Raw genomic sequence first — 18,621 nt, forward strand, 5'->3', positions numbered from 1 at the left:
AGCGCCGCCGGTCTTTGATGTCGCTCTGATGCCGCCGTGTTGCCATGGCGGCATGATTTCGGTCCTTTGACGCTCCACATTTGAGGATCGACAGCTATCGCGCAGCCCGAAAACAGTCAGTCGGGCCAAACGCCGTCGAATGCGTCCGTCAACAGCGCGCGAATGGCCGGTTCGGTGACGGGCGCCGGGTTCCAATAGGGATTGGAAGTTGCCTCGATGGCCGCCGTCCCTATGCCTTCGGCCGGCATTCCGATCTGCGCAAGTGACAGGGGTGCCCCGATCTCCTGTGCGAGGTTGCGAAGCCCGGTTGCGGCATTGTCCGCTCGGAGTGCCCGCGCGACCTTCTGGGCCGCATCGGGAGCGGCCTGCATATTATACCGCATCACGTAAGGCAGGATCACGCTGTGGGTTTCGGCATGCGGCAGGTCGAACATGCCGCCCAGCGTGTGGCAAAGCTTGTGATGGAGCGCCATGCCGACGCAACCCAGGCTGATGCCGCAGAGCCATGCGCCGTAGAGAGCATCCGAGCGGGCCTCCACATCCAGGCCATCGCGGCCGATACGCGGCAATGCCCGCGCCAGGGCGCGGATCCCGTCCTCTGCCATCAGATCGGTCACCGGATTGCGGTCGCGAGCATAGAGCGCTTCAACCGCATGCGCGATCGCGTTGAGGCCGCTGACCGCAGATAGACCCACTGGCAGCCCCAATGTCAGCGAGACATCATAGATCACCGTTTCCGGCAGCACGCGATTGTCCCGAAGCGTTGTCTTGCTGCCATTTTCGGTCTGTCCGAGAATGGGTGTCATTTCCGACCCTGCATAGGTCGTGGGCACGATGAGCTGCGGCAAATCCGTGCGAAGCGCGATCGCTTTGGAAAGACCGGTGGTCGAGCCGCCGCCAATCGCGATCACGCCGTCGGCGCCGGCTTCCGCAGCGACCTTCATCGCCTCCATCGTCACCTCGACGGGAGTATGCATGACGGCGCCGGAAAAGACCGCGGCCTGGGGTCCGATCAGGCCCGCCACTCTTTCCGCTTCGCTCACCTGATGCGGCGTGGAGAGGACCAGCGGCCGGGACATGCCGAGCCGCTTGGCCTCATCGGCAAGCTGTTTGAGCGTGCCGGTGCCGAAAATCACGCGCGTTGCCAATCCGGTATAGACGAAGTCCTCCATCTCAGATCTCAGCCCTTTTTGTCAGCACGAAATCCCAGTCCACCTGCCAATAAGGCGCCTTGAGGCCCTCGTCCTCGCCCACGGCGTCCTCCTGCTGCGTCCGGAAATCGGCGATGAGACTCTCCTTCACTCCGAACACCGCATCCTGATCCAGATATTGGCAATCAGGGGGGAAGATATGGGTGACAACGGGATCATACCCCTCGGCGCTGACGATGAAATGGATATGCGCCGCGCGGTTCGGATGCCGGCCCAGGCGGCCCAGAAGCTTGCCCACCGGCCCGTCGTCGGGGATGGGATAATAGCGCGGCTTGACGGAGCGGAACCGATAGCTGCCCTCGCCGTCCGTCGTGAAGACACCACGCAGGTTCCAGTCCGGCTGCGTGCCCTTTTGCTGGACGTCATAGAAGCCGTCGTCATTGGTCTGCCAGACGTCGATCAATGCGTGCTCGATCGGATTGCCAGCGGTATCCCTGACGAAGCCGCCGACCACGAGCGGCTCGCCCTTGCCGTCGAGGCAGATATTCGCTCCCCGTGCATAACGCGGTGCTTCCGGCACGTAGAACGGACCGAGAATGGTGTTTTCCGTCGCGCCGGAAGGCCGGCGATGGTTGATCGCATCGACCAGCATCGAAACACCCAGCACATCTGAGAGCAGAATGTATTCCTGCCGCCATTCATTGCACATCTGGCCAGTTCTGGTGAGAAAGTCGATCGCCGTCAGCCATTCCTCATGAGTCGGCTCGATCTCTTTCACTGCAGCATGGAGATGCCGCACGAGAACCGACATGATCTCACGCAGGCGGGGATCGATATCCCCGCCCATGCGCGCATTGACGGCCTCGACCGAGTTTTCTTCGGTGAAAAGCGGGTACTTCGTCGCAGCCATCTCACCCTCCATCAAATGCCGAAGAGCAGTTTGGCATTTGTCCGGCCGATTTTCACCCTGTCCGCCTCCGCAATCGTCGTGGTGTCGAACCAATCGGCGGCATGATCGATATTCTCGAACGGCCAATCGGTCGAAAACAGGATCCGGTCGGCGCCGATTTCCAGCATGGCATCGATCAGCGTCTGGGTGCGGAAATTGCCTGAAGTCGTGATGTAGAAATTCTCGTTGAAATAGTCGGCGATGCGGCGTTTGGCCGGATATTTCGGCGGCACCTTGACCCAGGCGTTACGATTGTCGATGCGCCACATCATGTAGGGCAGACCTTCGCCCATATGGCCGAGGATGATACGGAGGTTCGGGTGTTCGTCGAAAAGTCCCGATCCCATGAGGCGCAACGCGTGGACCGCCGTCTCCTGGGCGAAGGCCCAGGTCGGCCCCATCAGCCAGGGGTGGCCCTCATAGATGCGGCTGTCCTCAGCCAGCGGATTGCGCGGGTGCAGATAGAAGGGCACATCGAGCGCGGCGACCGTCGCCCAGAAGCCGCGATATTGCGGCAGGTCGTAATAGAGCAGCGCATTGGTATCGGCGCGCTGGCTGAAGCCGTTGACCAGGGCTCCGACGAAGCCCATGTCCTTCACGCACCGTTCCAGCTCCCGTGCGGCGGCCTCGGGATCCTGGAGCGGCAGGGCCGCAAAGGCGCGAAAGCGGTCGGGACGTTTGGCGCATTCTTCGGCCAGCGCATCGTTGGCGCGGCGGGCAATATCTATGGCCCGTCCGGTTTCGGCGATTGCCTGGACGGCCGGTGCGTTGAGCGACAGGATCATGGTCTCGATCCCGTGCGCATCCATCAGCTTCAGTCGTTTGTCCTGAATGTCGAGCAATCGGGACTGAAGCTCTGTCCAGTAGTCTCCCGGGACGAAACCCGCCGAATCCATCAGCGTCTCGGGAATGGCGAAATGCTCTTCGAGCGCGATCTTGCCTTGCATGTTTCTCCTCCAACTTTCTCGTTTTAATATTGACCCTTGGGCTCGAGGCCGAGCATGTGCTGGCCGACCATCGTGCCGACGGCGTCCCAGTTCATGCTGATATGACGGCCGACGGCGTTGGCGTCGCGCCAGGCGCGCTGAACCGGATTGTCCATGTTGAGGCCAAGTCCGCCGGTGGAAGCGTTCAGGGCTTCGACGGCCCGGAGCGCCAGGGTGACGGCAAAGGACTGGCCGCGCCGGCTGAGCAATCTGTCCTCGATGGTGAATTCTCGTCCTGAACCCGCCAGCTCCTCGGCGCGCGCCACATCCCGGAGCAGGATCTCGCGGGCTGCGTCGACACTGGCAGCGGCATCCGCCACCCTGAGCTGGATTGTCGCAAATTCTGCCATGCGGCTGTTGCCGCCCGCGACCGCCCCCCGGGTCACACGGCTACCTGTTGATGCGACATAGCTTTCCAACGCGCCTTTCGCGGCGCCGACAGCGGCGGAAGCGAGGCAGGACGGAATGCCGGTGAGAAGCGGCATGTTGAAAAGGCCCTTGTCGGCATAGAGGCCGGCGCCCGGCGTCCGGCCGCTGGTGGCCTCCGGGAAAGTGAGCACGCGATGCTTCGGCACAACGACATTGGCGAGAATGAGGGTCTTGGAGCCGGTGCCCGCCAGTCCCGCGACATCCCATGTGTCTTCGATTTCATACTGCGTCGCAGGCACCAGCAGGAAGGCCGGAACCGGCTTGCTGGCACCTTCAGCGGGCAGGACGGCGGCGCAGAGCGACCAGTCGGCATTCTCGCAGCCGCTGGCAAAAGCCCAGCGGCCGTTCAGCCGATAACCGTCTTCGGTGGCCTCGGCCAAGGAGGCGGGCGCATAGGAGCCGCAGAGAAGCGCATCCGGATTTTTGCCCCAGACGTCATCCTGCGCGGCCTTCGGAAACATTGCGAGCAGCCATTGATGGGCTGCAAGAAGACCCGCGACCCAGCCGGTCGAGGCACAGGCCGAGGCCAGTTCGAGATTGGCGTCGACGAGATCGGCGAAAGGCCCGGGCGCGCCACCATAAGCGGCCGGCTTGACCGCATCGAAATAACCGGCAGCGCGAAGAGCTGCGATGTTTTCCGCCGGTACCCGGCGTGCCTTTTCGGTTGCCTGCGCACGGTCCTTGAAGGCCGGCAGGAGCGGCAGGATGCGGTCCTTCAGTACAGCGCCGCGAATGGGGCGTGCGATATTATCGGCACCGCCTTCGATGATCTCAAGCTTCATATTCTCCTCCTTGGCGGGATCAAGCCGCCGGCTGCGAGACGCAGTAGCGGGCGTCCTCGTAGATGAGCGGTATGGTGTTGGGGTCGACGGTCGCGTGAACGACCTGCCCGATGAAAAGTGTGTGAGTGCCATAGGGCACGGCAGCCATGCGGCGGCAGACGACATTGGCGTTGGCGCCGTCGAGGAGCTGCATTCCGGCTTCGTGCCGCCGCCAGTTCGCCAGTCCGAAGCGCGCATGCGGCTCGACTTTGCCGGCGAATGCCTCAGACAGCGGCCGCTGCGCGTGACTGAGGACATTCACCGCGAAATCCGGCTGACAAAGCAGCATTTCGTGCAGCAGGGTCCTGTTGTTGAGACAGACCACAAGCGAGGGCGGATCCATGGAAACGGAGGTGACCGCCGTGACCGTCATGCCATGGTCGACACCGTCCTTCACCGCCGTGATCACGGTCACTGTCGCTGGAAATTTGCGCATTGCGGCACGAAAATTCGCGCCGACCACTCCATCGGATAAAATCTGCATGATCTCTCTCCCATTCCGATTTCCATCAATTATTTGCATTTGCAATTATTGTCAACGCAAATAATTTTCCGTTCGTGATGACGAGAGCTGCGATTGGATAACCTGCAGATGCGTTCCCACCGCCTGCCGAAGATAATTTTGATCGCACCATATTTTCTATTGCAATATTTGCATTTGCAATATTCTATTGTCTTACGCATCGGGTGGGAGAGGATTATCGGGCAGCGTGCCTAGCGCGCCGTTCAGAAGCCCGATGACGACGGAGGTAATCTTTGATTTTCTAGGCTCCAGGACAGCTGAAGCCTTTTTCAAAGCGAGATCACGGAGGAGGAGCCATGTCTTCGCAGGAAATGAGCGCCATGGTGGCGCAGACCAAAACGACGGCAAGTGTCATTGCCATGTGCGGCTTCATGATATTGTTCGACGGCTATGACCTGGTCGTCTATGGGGTAATCGCACCAGCGCTACTCAAACAGGCGGAATGGGCGCTGGATCCATCCCTCGTCGGCCGTGCCGCCGCCTTGACCCTGTTCGGCATGCTGCTGGGTGCGGCAATCGCCGGGACGCTCGCCGATCGCATCGGCCGGAAAAAAGTCGTTCTCGGCAGCCTCGCCAGTTTTTCCTTCATGATGATCGCCAGCGGGCTTGCTCCGAACTTCCCGGTCTTCGCAGCCACGCGTTTCCTGAGCGGGCTCGGGCTCGGCGCACTTCTGCCGACCGTAACCGCGCTCATTCTCGAATTTTCGCCCGCCAAACGGAAGGCGCTGGCCAACTCCCTGTCCTTCATGGGCTATCTGCTGGGCGGCATCCTTTCCGGCATTCTCGGCATGCTTCTTCTTGAGCATTACGGCTGGCGCCCCCTGATGATCATTGGCGGCGCGCCTTTGCTGGCACTGCCGTTCCTGATCAAATCACTGCCCGAATCGCCCGACTGGCTCGCCGCCAAGGGCCGCCGCGCCGAGGCCGACGCGGTTTGCGACAGCTTTAGCCTGGAACGGGTTCCGCACCAGCCGACAACTTCGGAAAAACAGGGCGTACGGGCGCTGTTTGCGGAAGGGCGGCTTGCGCTGACGCTGAATGCCTGGGCGATTCACTTCTGCTCTCTGTTGCTGACTTTCGGCATGGTGAACTGGCTGCCGACCATCATGAACAAAATGGGCTACGACATCAGTTCGGCGCTGCTGTTTGCAATCATGCTCAATGTCGGCGCCGCCATCGGTATCGTCATTGCCGGCCGGATTGCCGATAGGGGCCATGTGAAGATGACTGTCGCCGTGCTGTTCGCCATCGGCGCTGGGGCGATCTACATGCTCACACTGAAGCAGGGTGTTTTCATGTACGCGCTTGTCGCTCTTGCCGGCGCTGGAACGATCGGCACCCAGATCCTCTCGAATGTTCTGGTTGGCCGCTTCTATCCAGTCCAGATCCGCGGAACCGGGCTCGGATTTTCGCTCGCGGTCGGCCGCCTTGGTGGCATGGCCGGGCCGCTGATCGGCGGCGCAGTGCTGCAGCGGGGGCTCGCACCGGAGTGGAACTTCTACATCTTCGCCATAGCGGCCGTGGTCGGCTGCGCTTTGACGGCCCTCACCTTCCTCCATGGCACGACCGAAAAGGGAGACGTCGTCGTGCACTGACTAGCTAAGGCAAGCACGCCCGCGACCATGGCCGGCCTCGATGAGGCCGGCTTTCATTTGTCCTGACGAACGCGACTTTTGATTGCACATGCTCTCGCCTAAGGCTATTCAGTGCGGATGCAATAGTTGTGAGCGAAAATGTCCTATCGATTTACCGGATCCTTTCCCTACCTTCTCAATCGCGTCGGCGTGCGCATGGGGGAGCTTTTTTCGGAGCGGCTGCACGATTTTGACGTTACCTTGCCCATGTACCGCGTCCTTGCGATCCTGAAGCAGGAGGGACCGCAAAGGCTGACAGATCTGAGCCCCATGGTTACGGTCGAGCTCTCCACCCTGTCGCGCCTGGTCACTGTGATGAAGAAGAAAGAACTGGTGTCGCGCACCCGGCCCGACGACGGCCGCACGGTTTCGATTGCGCTGACCCCCTCGGGCGATGCGCTGGTGCAGAAATTGATGCCGCTCGCAGCAGAATTCGAGGCGGTCGGCGTCGAGACGTTCAGCGAGGCGGAGGTGGCCTGGCTGAAATCGGCGCTGAAGATCATCCATACCAACCTGGACAAGCTCGAAGCACGCTGATCTGCTGATGTGGACGCAGGCCCGTCCCGATGGCGCAAAGGAGCGCGGGGAAGGCCCCGCACCACCTTCGACACGCCATCTTGATGACTATCCGAAGAGCAGCAGACCCGTCCGCGATTCTCCTGAATTCTCCGTACAATGTGGTTTTGATGCAGATAGGTAGCTGCCCACGTGTTCGCGGTCCATCGGCTTGTTAAACAAATAGCCCTGGAGGGTGGTGCAGCCCATTTCCAGCAAGCACATCGCCTGCCGATGGCTTTCGACGCCCTCCGCCGTGACCTTCATGTCGAGCTTCCGCGCCAGGTTGAGCACCAGTTCTACGATTGCGAGGCTCGATTCATCCACGAGCATGGTGTCGATGAAGCTCTTGTCGATTTTGATGATATCGACGGGCAGGCTCCGCAAATGTGTCAGCGATGCATAGCCCGTCCCGAAATCATCGAGCGCCACGGCCAAGCCTCTTTTCCGCAAACGTTGCAGCGTTGTTGCAACAGTGTCTTCCAAGCCCTGCAGGAAGACGGTTTCCGTCACTTCGAGCACGAGCTTATCGAGCGGAATGCCTCTCGACGCGAACGCACCAACGATGCGGCTTTCCAGGTCACCCCTCATGAAATCAGAGGCGCTGACATTGATGCCAACCCGTCCGAAACTCAGCCCCCGGTCCATCCATTTGCAGATATCGGTCGCGACATGATCGAGCATGCATGTCGTAATGTGATGGGAAACACTCGAGTCCGTGAAGGCTTCATGAAATTGCGCCGCCGATACGACTGATCCATCGGGACGTTGCATTCTCACCAGCGCTTCAAACGCCCATACCTGACCGTCGGCGCAGCTCACGATTGGCTGATAATGCGGCACCATTCGATGCTCGGTAAGCGCCAACTCCACCTCTCGGACGATCTGAATGCGATGGGCTATCCTCGAACGCAGGCTGGGCTCATATTGAACGTAGCTTCCACGCCGTGTTTCCTTGGCGTGATACAGGGCGAAGTCTGCGTTTTGCGAAAGCGTCGCCGCATCCATTTCACCTTCCGAAATCGCGCCTCCCACGGTTATCGTGGGATTTATCGTTGATCCCGCGACCTCCAGAGGGCGGCCGATATATTCAATCAGGTGTCGCGCGAGTGAACGCATTACCCGCGCGTTTGCGGGTGCGTCCAGAACAACCGAGAATTCGTCGCCGCCGAGGCGAAAGACCTTTCCGCGCTTTCCCAAGCGCTCGTCCAGACGAGATGCCACGCCTTTCAGCAGCAGGTCACCGGTCGCATGGCCCAGGATATCGTTCACCTGCTTCAGGCGATCGACGTCGACCAGCAGCAAACCAATGGAGGCGGCATCCGTCGCTGTGAGCCTCGCCATGTGAGCATTGTATGCCGCCCGGTTGGCAAGCCCGGTCAGGGGATCGGCATTTGCCGCCTGCAGCAAGCGTTGCTCGTAGCGCACTTTTTCGGAAACATCCTGAACGATGCCGAACAAACGTTTTGGCTCACCGTGCAGGTGTTCGATATCGCTGACCACGCGAATCCATCGTTCTTCGCCTTCTGGCGTTATGATGCGATACTCTTTGTCAACGCCGATCTCCGAGCCATTCAGGAGACCGCGAATCCTGCGACTGACGCCGTCGCGCTCTTCCGGAGCATAGCAGCCGATCACCTCCTCCGAGGTCATTCGTTTACCGACCGGCAATCCGACAGTGCGATAAATCTGGTCCGACCAGATGATCGTACCGGTGTTGAGATCCATCTCAAAGCCACCGACTTTGGCAGAGCGCTCGGTCTGTTCGAACCGAGCCTGCTTCAACTCCGGTTCACGTTGCTGCTCTTTCAGCTGGCTTTGCTGACGATGCTCCCGAATCAGGCCCACGATGACGCTTGCCAAGTTACGGAGCTGTTCGATATCCCGATCGCCGAAACGGCGGGTCTTCGTATCGAGGACACAAAAACTGCCGTAGCAGGTCTCCCCTTCCAAAAGCGGAACGCCCGCGTAGAATTGGACGGAACACTCGTTCACGAATGTGTTTTCCCAAAAGCGGGAATCTTTCCCGGCATCTTCAACGACGAGCGGCAACCCTGTTTCCACAACATGTCCGCAAAAGGAATGCTCGCGTGACGTCTCTTTCAAAGTGAAGCCTTGCTGGGCCTTGAACCACTGCCGCTGCTCGTCGACGAACGAAACCAATGCCATCGGCATGTTGAATATATTGCAGGCCAGACGAACGATAGCGTCGAACTCTGTCGTCGGCGGTGTATCGAGAATGCTTGCCTCGTGGAGAAGGTTCAATCTTTCATCTTCGGTAAGGGACATGCGACCTTACTCCTCGCAGTGCTGCGTGACGCGGAGTGAGACCCTTCATGGATCATGGAAGCGGACGAACTTGCCGCCGACAGCAATTTTCTGGGTTGATCAGAATTCTTCCCAATCAGACTTCAGCGCGGCGGCCGCCGACCCGCGCTGGACGGACGCGGCGGGCGAGGTACGAACAACTTTCAAAGCCGTCGGTGCGGGCACATGACGATCCGCCTGCGTGGATGAAAGTCTCGATCTCGGAGCATCGTCGAAACGGAACTGTTCAAGAAGCTTGAAAAGTGCGGCGGCCTCGCGTGCGAGGCCATGGCTCGCAGCCGTCTGTTCCTCGACCATCGCGGCATTCTGCTGCGTTCCCTGGTCGACGGTGTTGATGGCCTGGTTGATCTCGCCGAGCGCCGTCGATTGCTCGCGCGCCGCCTCCACGATCGCCGTGACATTGGTGTTGATGTCGTGAACCTGACTGGCGATTTCCTGAAGCGCGGATCCGGCATTCGTGACGAGGGCGACGCCCTTTGCGACGTGAGAACCGGAGGCTGTAATCAGGCTCTTTATCTCCTTTGCAGCTTTCGCCGACCGCTGCGCCAACTCCCGGACCTCCTGAGCAACGACCGCAAAACCCTTGCCGGCCTCCCCTGCCCGTGCCGCCTCTACGCCGGCATTGAGCGCCAAGAGGTTCGTCTGGAAGGCAATCTCATCGATGACGCCGATGATATTGGAAATTTCGCGCGACGAGGTTTCGATCTGGTCCATCGCTCCGATCGCATCACGAACCACCTGGCCGGAATGTTCCGCATGGTCTTTGGTGCGGGAGACGAGTTGACCGGCCTCCTCGGCGCGGCGGCTCGAATCCTTGACCGTCGTCGTGATTTCCTCAAGGGCGGCCGCCGTCTCTTCGACGGATGCCGCTTGCTGCTCGGTACGCTTTGCCAGGTCGTCGGCGGCGGTGCGGATTTCGTTGGAACCGGCCGAGATCGCCTTGGCATTTTCGGCCACCGTTGCCATCGCGTCCTTCAACTTTTCCGAAGCGCTGTTGAAGTCGGTGCGCAGCCGTTCCAGCGAAGGAATGAAAGGCTTCTGGATCGTCTGCGACAGGTCGCCATCTGCAAAATTCGTCAGGCAACGGGCGAGCTGTTCGACATTCTCGACACGCGCAGTGACATCGGTTGCGAACTTCACGACTTTGAACACTTTGCCGTTCAGGTCGAAGATCGGATTATAGGAAGCCTGGATGTAAACCTTCCGTCCGCCCTTGCCCACACGCATGAATTCGTCGGCAACCAGTTGGCCGCCCGCAAGTTTCCGCCAGAATTCCTTGTAGGCCTCCGACTTGGAATAGTCGCCTTCGCAGAACATCGAGTGATGCTTGCCCTGGATTTCGGCAAGCGAATAACCAAGAGCGGTCAGGAAATTGTCGTTTGCGGTCAGGATTTCGCCGGCCGGCGTGAATTCGATGATCGCCTGAGCCCGGGACAATGCGTCGATCTTGCCCGCATGCTCGGCAGATATCAGCTTCTGCGCGGTGATATCGGTTGCAATCTTGATGACCTTGACCGGCTTCCCGCGACGGAACACCGGATTGTAGGACGCTTCGATCCAGACCTCGCGCCCGCCTTTGCCGAGCCGTTTATACTGTCGTTGATCGAATTTTCCTGCTGACAGCTTCGTCCAGAAAGCCTTGTATTCTGCCGAGGATGCATAGGCAGTTTCGACAAACATGCTGTGATGTTTTCCGACGATCTCCCTCAACTCGTAACCAAGCGCCCTGCAGAAGTTTTCGTTTGCGGTGAGGATTTTGCCCGACAAATCAAACTCGATCATGGCTTGCGAATTCGATAGAGCCGCCAGAACAGCGACAGCATTTGCACCACGATCAAGAATATTCACTCGCAAATCCTCCTAGATTCATCGCTGTCGATCCAGCCATTTTGCGAATATTCGCTCATGCTCATTAACGGGGATTTAATTATGAATGTGACGTGCAGTATAATTTATTTTCAACCAGCGCTGCATTCATCAGGCGCATCCGGGGGCAAAGACAGCCGGCGGCCCGCCCTGCCGCGGGCAGCGATGCAGCCTCCCCGGGAACGGCGCACTGCGGGCCGCTCAGCTGCTTTTCAACTGCGCCACCGCAAGCAGCGTGTCAGCGCTTATTGTCGACGAGCCGGTCAGGATCGAAAGGGCTGACGACGTGGTGCCCGTACCGTTGGCCATGTCATACATGGCGGTGAAGCGTTGGATCAGATCGTCGACTTTGTCAGGATCCGACAGATCCTCCATGTCGATGAAATTGTTGACCATCTCGGCTTGCTTCTCGACGTCCATATTCGAGACGTAACTGGACAGGTTGAAGGTCGTCGTAAAGAACTCGAAGAGCGCGCTGTCGCCCAGAATATCATAGGCGTTCGAGATCTCCGGCGCCTTGCGTTCGAAATAGAGGGCAAGGCGCACGCCGGTGTTGCTGTCGCCCTGATCGTCTTCGAGCGTCAGCCTGACATAGGAGTCGATCGTTTCCAGCACGTCGCCGCGCTGCTGCACGGTCCCGGTCGGATCGGCGGAAATATTGCCGTCCTGATCGAAATTGAACGAGCCGACGAGTTCGGCGAAACGATTGTCGTCCTGCTTGTTGACATAACTATCTTCGTCGTCGAGATCGGAAGAGAACATCTTCTTCAGTTCGTCCGACGTGACATCGTCCGGATCGAGCCCCTTCGCCTCAAGCGCGAAGCTAACCAGGCGATCGTCGGCCAGGAATTCGCTGGCCGTCGTGATCGTCGCCATCTGCTCGCGAAAATAGGTGATCTCGTCATTCGCCGCGTCGGTCGCCTCGGTCAGCTCGTCGCCTTCAAGGTATCGGATCTTGTTCTGCTTGTAATAGGCGGCGTAGTCGTCGACGACGGATTCCGACATGGCCTGCAAGGGAACGGTGACGTCGCCATTGTCGTCGAAGTTGAATGCTTTGCGAAAGGCTACGAACCGGTCGTCCTTCAGGCTGTTGACATAGCTTTTCGAGTCCGTGGGATCGCTTTCGAGAATTTTCCGGACCTCGCTTCTCGAAACGCTGTCGGGGTCTATATCATAGGCGCGCAACGCCATTTCCCACAGTTCGGGGAGATCGTCGTTGTCGTCATCGTCGTCATCGGCATTCGACACGAGGAAATCATCGATCGAGGTGACGCTGGCGATGCGCGTCGTATAGTTGTCGGTGGCGTCTTCCGTGCTGGTATTGGCGACCAGCACTTCATAATTTTCATCGAAGGCTGCCGTGGTCGTGGCGGTCTGGTCCGAGGTCTGGGCGGTGTCGCCATCGGCAAGCGCGCCGTCCTCGTCGAAATTGAAGGCCTCGTGCAGGTCGGACAAGCCGATCGCTTCGGCGATGTCGGCGCTTTTCAGGGCCGCCGAAATGTAGCTGTCGGATTCGTCGTCGGAAAGACCGTAGGCAATCCTGAGATAGCCGACCAGCTTGTCGTCGCTCATCAATTGGTCGACGGAGGTGATGTTGCCAATTTCAGCAGCGAAATAGGTGTCGTAGGCCTCCCCGGTTTCCGTGGACGCGATCGTCGACGAGGCCACCGCATAGCCACTCGTCACCAGCGAGATCTGGTCTTCCGACATCACATCGCCGTCGGTCGAGCCATCCTCGTTGAAGTTGAAGGCCTTTGCCAGGCTGACATAGACGTCGTCGCCGAGCTGGTTGACGAAACTGTCGGCATCATCCAGATCGCTCGTCAAAACCTGCTTCAGGAAGCTGCTGGACGTGTATTCGGTGCTGAGGCCGAAGGCCGTAAGCGCATAGTTCTTCAGTCTGGAGCTCGACAGGAAATCATCGACCGAGGTGATCGACGAGATATTCTCTTCGAAATAATCCGTCTCATCCGTGATGTCGTCCGCCTCGGTGTCGAAGGATTCCTCATAGGCATCGAGCAGATTGTCCCGCTGCACGTCTGACTGCGCCGTCTTCGTCTCGCCCCCGAATTTGAAGGCGGCGGCGAATTCGGCATAGCGGCTATCGCTCAAAGTGTTGGCGAAACTCGATGAATCGCTGAGGTCGCTTTCCAGCACCTTCTTCATGAAGGCCTTGGCATAGGTCATGTCCTCTAGCCCGTATGCCTTCATGGCATAGGAGTAGAGTTTGTAATCGCCCATGAATTCATCGACCGTCGTGACCTTGTCGATGTTTTCCTTGTAGTAGTCACTGTCGCGGGAAACCGTTGCCTGTGAAGCCACACTCGAGAGACTGGCGCTCAGATTTCTGGCGACCGAGAGGTAGCTCACATAGGTGGAAACCAACGCCTGTCCCTTTCATGAGCATGCGCGCGCGAAAGCCTGCCGGCCGCCACGGTTGAAACTTTTCATGTTTGCTGAGATGTTGCCGCCGTTCATGGCGCTGACGGACCGCATTCATGCGGCCGAATCAATTTAATAGAACCACATGGTACTATAATTCTTCGAAAATGCAACAGGACGTCGAAAGCCGAGGGATCGCGGCTTTATCGGGTCACGCGGCGCCGACGCCCGCGGCAAAGATTGCAATGCAGCGCCGGAGATGGGCAAGCAGTGCCGCCCGGTCGGGCCAGGCCTGAGCACGCCCTTCCGGCGGCCCCATGCCACCGAAGATCATATCCATCAGCATGCGGGCTCCGCTGGTCGGATCATCAAGCGACAGCCTGCCTTCGGCCCTGCGGTCGCTCAGCCAGTCGGCAAGCTGCTGCCGGCTGGCACGCATGCCTTCGCGCTGCAGAATGTCGACGAGTTCGGGAAACTGCCCCGCTTCGCGAAAGACGAGTTGCAGGAAACCGGCACGATCGGCATCCTTGTCCTCATCCATGTCGATCATGAAGATGCGTTCAAGGCTCTCGGCGATCGAGAGATCTTCTGGAGGCCGTGGCAGGTCGAGCATCATGCGCCGATGAGCACCGACCACGGCGGCAAACAGCTCTTCCTTGCTCTGAAACAGCTTGTAGAGCGTCTGTTTCGAAACACCCGCCTCGGTGGCGACGACCGCGGTCGTGCTTCCGGCGTAGCCGTATTTTACAAAAACGCGGCGGGCAATCTCGACGATATGCACGCGCTTGTCATCATCGCTGGAGACTTTCGGCCGGCCCCGTTTGCGCGGCTCATCTGCGGGATCGTCGGCAACATCCATGATGATCTAGACCGCCTCATCGAAGCACAAGCCGACGCCCGCAGAAAGGAGACTACGATTTCTGAGGGACGATTTTTTCGGTTGTGGCATTAGTAATTTCGATTTAGAGAACTCATCAGTTCTGTAATGCGTTGCATCCCCACCCTCTAGCGATGGAGCGCTTATGACGACCATTTCCGCCGCAACGTCAATGTCTTCCTATTCCTATAGCAAGAGTTCGACGTCAGCGTCCCAGGACGTCCTATCCTGTAATACGGTTTCGGCAAAAAAATCAACCACAACCCAGCAGCTCAGCGAAGACGCGGCCAACAGCGCTGAGAAACTCATGTCGCAGTTGATGTCGCTGACGATGAACGGCCTCGCCGATCAGTCCGCTTCCAGCGAGCAGCAGGACGGCGGCGCAGACATGGACGTTGCGCAGCTGGACAGCGACGGCGACGGCTACGTCAGCAAGGCCGAGTTCGTCGCAGCCCGGCCGTCCGATGTGTCGGAGGATCAAGCCGGCACGCTGTTCGACAGCTTCGACAGCGAAGGTGCCGGCTCGCTATCGGTCGATGCGCTGACCGAAGCCATGTCCGCCCAGCAGTCGGAACGTGCCGAGGGGCCGCCACCCCCGCCACCTTCCGACGATGACGATCTTGCATCCCTGCTCTCCGATCTCGATACCGACGGCGACGGGCAGGTAAGCAAAGCCGAATTCGTTGCAGGTCGGCCGTCCGATGTGAGCGAGGAGCAGGCCGGCACGCTGTTCGACAGCTTCGACAGCGAAGGTGCCGGCTCGCTATCGGTCGATACGCTGACCGAGGCCATGTCCGCTCAGCAGTCGGAACGTCCCGAAGGACCGCCGCCGTCGTCCAGTGACGATGACGATGACCAGTTTGCATCCCTGCTCTCCGATCTCGATACGGATGGAGACGGGCTCGTGACACTGGACGAATTCATGGCGGGTAAGCCGGACGACGTCACCGAAAGCCAGGCGAGCCAGCTCTTTAGTCTGCTCGACACGTCGGGCACCGGTTCATTGTCTGCACAGTCCACGAGCTGACGGTCGTTAAGCCGTCGCCATTGCGGTCGCTGGAGGATCTGCACTGAGACGGTTTTAAAGCGACCCGGCAGTTGAGCCGGCAGAGCCTTCAGTCGGGTCGCTTCCGAAATATGGAAATGTTGAAGTGTGCGCCGTCACAGGCGCACGGATAACCAGCGCGCGGATGAGCCGAAGCGCCTATCGCCATCACGGGGTCAGTCCAGACAATCAGATCATCGACCGGTGTCGGCTTTTGCACGGCGCCAGCGATGTCGTGCGCCCGCCATCCGGGCTCTGGAAGCCTTTCGTCACATGGCATGTTCCCAAACCTTAAAGGATCGAGCCATGAGCATTTTTGGAAGCATGAAAACCGCCGTCTCCGGCATGAGCGCCCAGGCAAACCGGCTCAGCACGGTTTCCGACAATATCGCCAATGCCAACACCACCGGCTACAAGGCCGTTTCCACGTCCTTCTCGTCGCTGGTCCTGCCGTCTTCGTCGGGCAATTACAATTCCGGTGGCGTTCAGACATCCGTGCGCCAGGCGATTTCCGAACAGGGGGACATCTCCTACACGACCTCCGATTACGACCTGGCGATCTCGGGAGACGGGTTCTTCATCGTGCAAGGTGCCGACGGCACGCCGGTGCTCACCCGGGCCGGCGACTTCTCTGTCGACAGCGACGGCAATCTCGTCAACGGCGCCGGCTACACGCTGATGGGATATTCCTATGATTCCGGCGTGCCGGCGGTGGTCGTCAACGGTTTTGACGGCCTGGTGCCGGTCAACGTGTCCCAGTCGGGATTGAGCGCAGTTGCCTCGAGCAGCGCCTATTTCAGCGGCAACCTGAACTCCGAAGCGACCGTCGTTACCGATACGACGACTTTGCCGAGCGCCAACACGTCTGATGTCACCGACGACACGCAGAAAATGTCGCTGGTTGCCTATGACAGCCTCGGCGCTACCGTCCAATACGACTACTATTTCACCAAAACCGGTGTGACGACGGATTCAAGCGGCGCGGTCACCGGAAGCGCCTGGGAGGTCGCGGTTTATCGCAATGCCGACGCAACCACCGGCGGCACGACGTCCTTCCCCTACTCCTCCGACGCCGTCAGCGTCGCGACGCTCTCCTTCGACGCCGACGGACAGCTCACCTCGGCGACCGACACGGATATCGTCGATCCGACGACGGCACAGACGATCACCATGGACTATTCGGATTTCACCCAGCTCGCCTCCGACTTCTCGGCGACGGGCTCGGCCGACGGCCAGGCCGCGAGCGCTGTGAGTGCGGTCTCGATCGGCACGGATGGTGTGGTGTCGGTCTCCTATGCCAACGGCACGACGAAGTCTCTCTACCAGATTCCTCTCGCGACGGTCGCAAGCCCCGACAATCTGACGCTGCTCAGCGGCAACGTCTACACCGCCAACGGAATGTCCGGCGTGACGGTAACCGGCTTCCCGCAGACCAACGGCCTCGGCTCCATCCAGTCCGGCGCTCTCGAAAGCTCGAACGTCGATCTCGCCGGCGAACTGACGGAGATGATCGAAGCGCAGCGCAGCTATACCGCCAATTCGAAGGTGTTCCAGACCGGCTCCGATATCATGGATGTCCTCGTCAATCTGAAACGATAGGGAGGGCGTCGGCATGTCGCTCACCTCCGCCTTAAACAGCGCACAAAGCATCTTCAACAATACCGGCCAGCAAAGCAGCGTCGTCTCGACGAACATCGCCAATGCAGGAAACTCCGACTATGTGAGACGGGAAGCGTCGATCACGACATCCCTTTCCGGCGCGCAGGTCGTCAGCATCAGCCGGGCGCAGGAAACCGCGCTTCTGTCTCAGTACCTGCAGACGAATTCCAAGGACAGCGCCCAGCAAACGCTTCTGACCGGCCTTGAAAGCTTGAAGTCGCTGGTGGGCGGCAATGACTACGAGACCTCGCCAAGCACTTATCTCGCGGCATTCCAGCAGGCGCTCCAGACGTTCGGCACCTCGCCGAGCAGCACGACCGCGGCACAATCGGCCGTCACCGCCGCGCAGGATCTTGCCAATTCGCTGAATACCGCAAGCGACGGCGTTCAGTCGATCAGAACCGACGCCGACGCGGAAATCGCCACGCAGGTCTCGACGCTGAATACGCTGCTGTCGCAGTTCGAGACGGCAAACAACGCAGTCAAACTGGCGACATCGACCGGCGCGGATACATCCTCGGCGCTCGACGAGCGCGAAAAGCTCTTGAAGCAGATCTCCTCGATCGTCGGCGTCAATTCCGTCGTCCGCAGCAATAACGACATGGCGCTCTACACCTCGGATGGCACCGTGCTGTTCGAGACTGTACCGCGCACCGTCTCATTCACCTCGACAGCAACCTATGTCGCGGGAACGGAGGGCAATTCCGTCTACATAGACGGGGTTGCGCTCGACGCCGGCGAAGGATCGACGACCACTGCCTCGGGCAGCCTGCAGTCATTGCTGCAGCTTCGCGACGAGGTCGCCCCGACCTTCCAGGCCCAGCTCGACGAGATCGCCAAATCGCTCGTCCAGATCTTCTCCGAAACCGACGGCAGCACGAGCGCACCCGGACTTTTCGTGTGGACGACAGCATCGGGCGCAACCGGGACAACGCCGTCCGACACCGACGATATCACCGGGATCGCGTCCACCATCTCGGTCAATACAGCCGTCGTCACGAGCGACGGCGGCGATGCGACGAAGCTGCGCGATGGAACGATCAGCGGCATCACCGATCTCAACACGTCGGGAGACAGCGGCTTCTCGGACAATCTCGACGCCCTGTACGAGGCATTGACGGAACAGCGCTCCTTCTCTTCCGATGCCGGCCTCTCCACGACGCAAAGCCTGACGGACTATGCCAGCGCCTCCATCGGCTGGCTCGAGCAATATCGCAGCGATGCGACGACGGCCTCCGAAACCACTTCGGCGGCCCTGTCGCGCTCCGACGAGGCTTATTCCAATGAAGCGGGCGTGAACCTCGACGAGGAGCTGACGCTGCTTCTCGACATCGAACAATCCTACAAAGCGGCGACGAAAATCCTGAACGTCATCGACGACATGTTCAAGTCGCTCCTCGACATAGCGAGCTAGTC

At 59.6% G+C, this 18,621-nt stretch carries 14 protein-coding genes; 5 read left to right on the forward strand and 9 right to left on the reverse strand.

Annotation, left to right across the window (positions count from 1 at the left end; genetic code table 11):
• Positions 1 to 116: 116 nt before the first annotated feature.
• The 5 genes from FHT75_RS27775 to FHT75_RS27795 are packed head-to-tail and all read right to left on the reverse strand — an operon-like array spanning position 117 to position 4,820.
• Positions 117 to 1,172: a maleylacetate reductase gene (locus tag FHT75_RS27775; RefSeq protein ID WP_048338505.1), complete on the reverse strand. Its 1,056-nt coding sequence runs from the start codon at positions 1,170 to 1,172 to the stop codon at positions 117 to 119.
• 1 nt (position 1,173) lies between these two features.
• Positions 1,174 to 2,061, reverse strand: coding sequence for an intradiol ring-cleavage dioxygenase (locus FHT75_RS27780; RefSeq protein WP_047619783.1), 888 nt, complete (start codon positions 2,059 to 2,061; stop codon positions 1,174 to 1,176).
• Between the two features lie 11 nt (positions 2,062 to 2,072).
• Complete coding sequence (tsdA, locus tag FHT75_RS27785) at positions 2,073 to 3,047, reverse strand: gamma-resorcylate decarboxylase (RefSeq protein WP_047619739.1); 975 nt, start codon at positions 3,045 to 3,047, stop codon at positions 2,073 to 2,075.
• A 23-nt stretch (positions 3,048 to 3,070) separates the two neighbouring features.
• On the reverse strand, positions 3,071 to 4,297 hold the full coding sequence (locus tag FHT75_RS27790; RefSeq protein WP_052213517.1) for an acyl-CoA dehydrogenase family protein: 1,227 nt from the start codon (positions 4,295 to 4,297) through the stop codon (positions 3,071 to 3,073).
• A 19-nt stretch (positions 4,298 to 4,316) separates the two neighbouring features.
• Positions 4,317 to 4,820, reverse strand: a complete 504-nt coding sequence (locus FHT75_RS27795) for a flavin reductase family protein (protein ID WP_047619736.1) — start codon at positions 4,818 to 4,820, stop codon at positions 4,317 to 4,319.
• A 335-nt stretch (positions 4,821 to 5,155) separates the two neighbouring features.
• Between FHT75_RS27795 and FHT75_RS27800 the strand changes: the two genes are divergently transcribed.
• Entirely contained in the window at positions 5,156 to 6,454 is a 1,299-nt protein-coding gene (locus tag FHT75_RS27800) for an MFS transporter (protein ID WP_063473682.1), read from the forward strand.
• A gap of 138 nt (positions 6,455 to 6,592) precedes the next feature.
• A complete protein-coding gene (locus tag FHT75_RS27805) occupies positions 6,593 to 7,030 on the forward strand; it encodes a MarR family winged helix-turn-helix transcriptional regulator (RefSeq protein ID WP_047619733.1) in 438 nt (145 codons plus the stop codon).
• Between the two features lie 87 nt (positions 7,031 to 7,117).
• Here the strand turns inward: FHT75_RS27805 and FHT75_RS27810 are convergent, their stop codons facing one another.
• The 4 genes from FHT75_RS27810 to FHT75_RS27825 form a co-directional block, all read right to left on the reverse strand.
• Positions 7,118 to 9,337, reverse strand: coding sequence for an EAL domain-containing protein (locus FHT75_RS27810; RefSeq protein WP_183845295.1), 2,220 nt, complete (start codon positions 9,335 to 9,337; stop codon positions 7,118 to 7,120).
• Positions 9,338 to 9,436: 99 nt separating this feature from the next.
• Complete coding sequence (locus tag FHT75_RS27815; protein ID WP_063473684.1) at positions 9,437 to 11,224, reverse strand: methyl-accepting chemotaxis protein; 1,788 nt, start codon at positions 11,222 to 11,224, stop codon at positions 9,437 to 9,439.
• A gap of 219 nt (positions 11,225 to 11,443) precedes the next feature.
• Positions 11,444 to 13,627 (reverse strand): DUF1217 domain-containing protein, encoded by a 2,184-nt coding sequence (locus FHT75_RS27820; RefSeq protein WP_063473685.1) that lies wholly within the window; start codon positions 13,625 to 13,627, stop codon positions 11,444 to 11,446.
• 208 nt (positions 13,628 to 13,835) lie between these two features.
• Positions 13,836 to 14,483 (reverse strand): TetR/AcrR family transcriptional regulator, encoded by a 648-nt coding sequence (locus FHT75_RS27825; RefSeq protein WP_063473686.1) that lies wholly within the window; start codon positions 14,481 to 14,483, stop codon positions 13,836 to 13,838.
• Between the two features lie 163 nt (positions 14,484 to 14,646).
• Here FHT75_RS27825 and FHT75_RS27830 point away from each other — a divergent pair, with 163 nt between their 5' ends.
• The 3 genes from FHT75_RS27830 to flgK all read left to right on the forward strand — a co-directional run bounded on the left by FHT75_RS27830 (position 14,647) and on the right by flgK (position 18,619).
• Positions 14,647 to 15,528 (forward strand): EF-hand domain-containing protein, encoded by an 882-nt coding sequence (locus tag FHT75_RS27830; RefSeq protein ID WP_063473687.1) that lies wholly within the window; start codon positions 14,647 to 14,649, stop codon positions 15,526 to 15,528.
• A 324-nt stretch (positions 15,529 to 15,852) separates the two neighbouring features.
• Positions 15,853 to 17,145, forward strand: coding sequence for a flagellar hook protein FlgE (locus FHT75_RS27835; RefSeq protein WP_183845294.1), 1,293 nt, complete (start codon positions 15,853 to 15,855; stop codon positions 17,143 to 17,145).
• Positions 17,146 to 17,158: 13 nt separating this feature from the next.
• Entirely contained in the window at positions 17,159 to 18,619 is a 1,461-nt protein-coding gene (gene flgK / locus FHT75_RS27840) for a flagellar hook-associated protein FlgK (RefSeq protein ID WP_047619722.1), read from the forward strand.
• Positions 18,620 to 18,621: the final 2 nt, after the last annotated feature.

Origin of the sequence: Rhizobium sp. BK112, from assembly GCF_014193215.1 — a bacterium.
Lineage (GTDB): Bacteria > Pseudomonadota > Alphaproteobacteria > Rhizobiales > Rhizobiaceae > Rhizobium > Rhizobium anhuiense.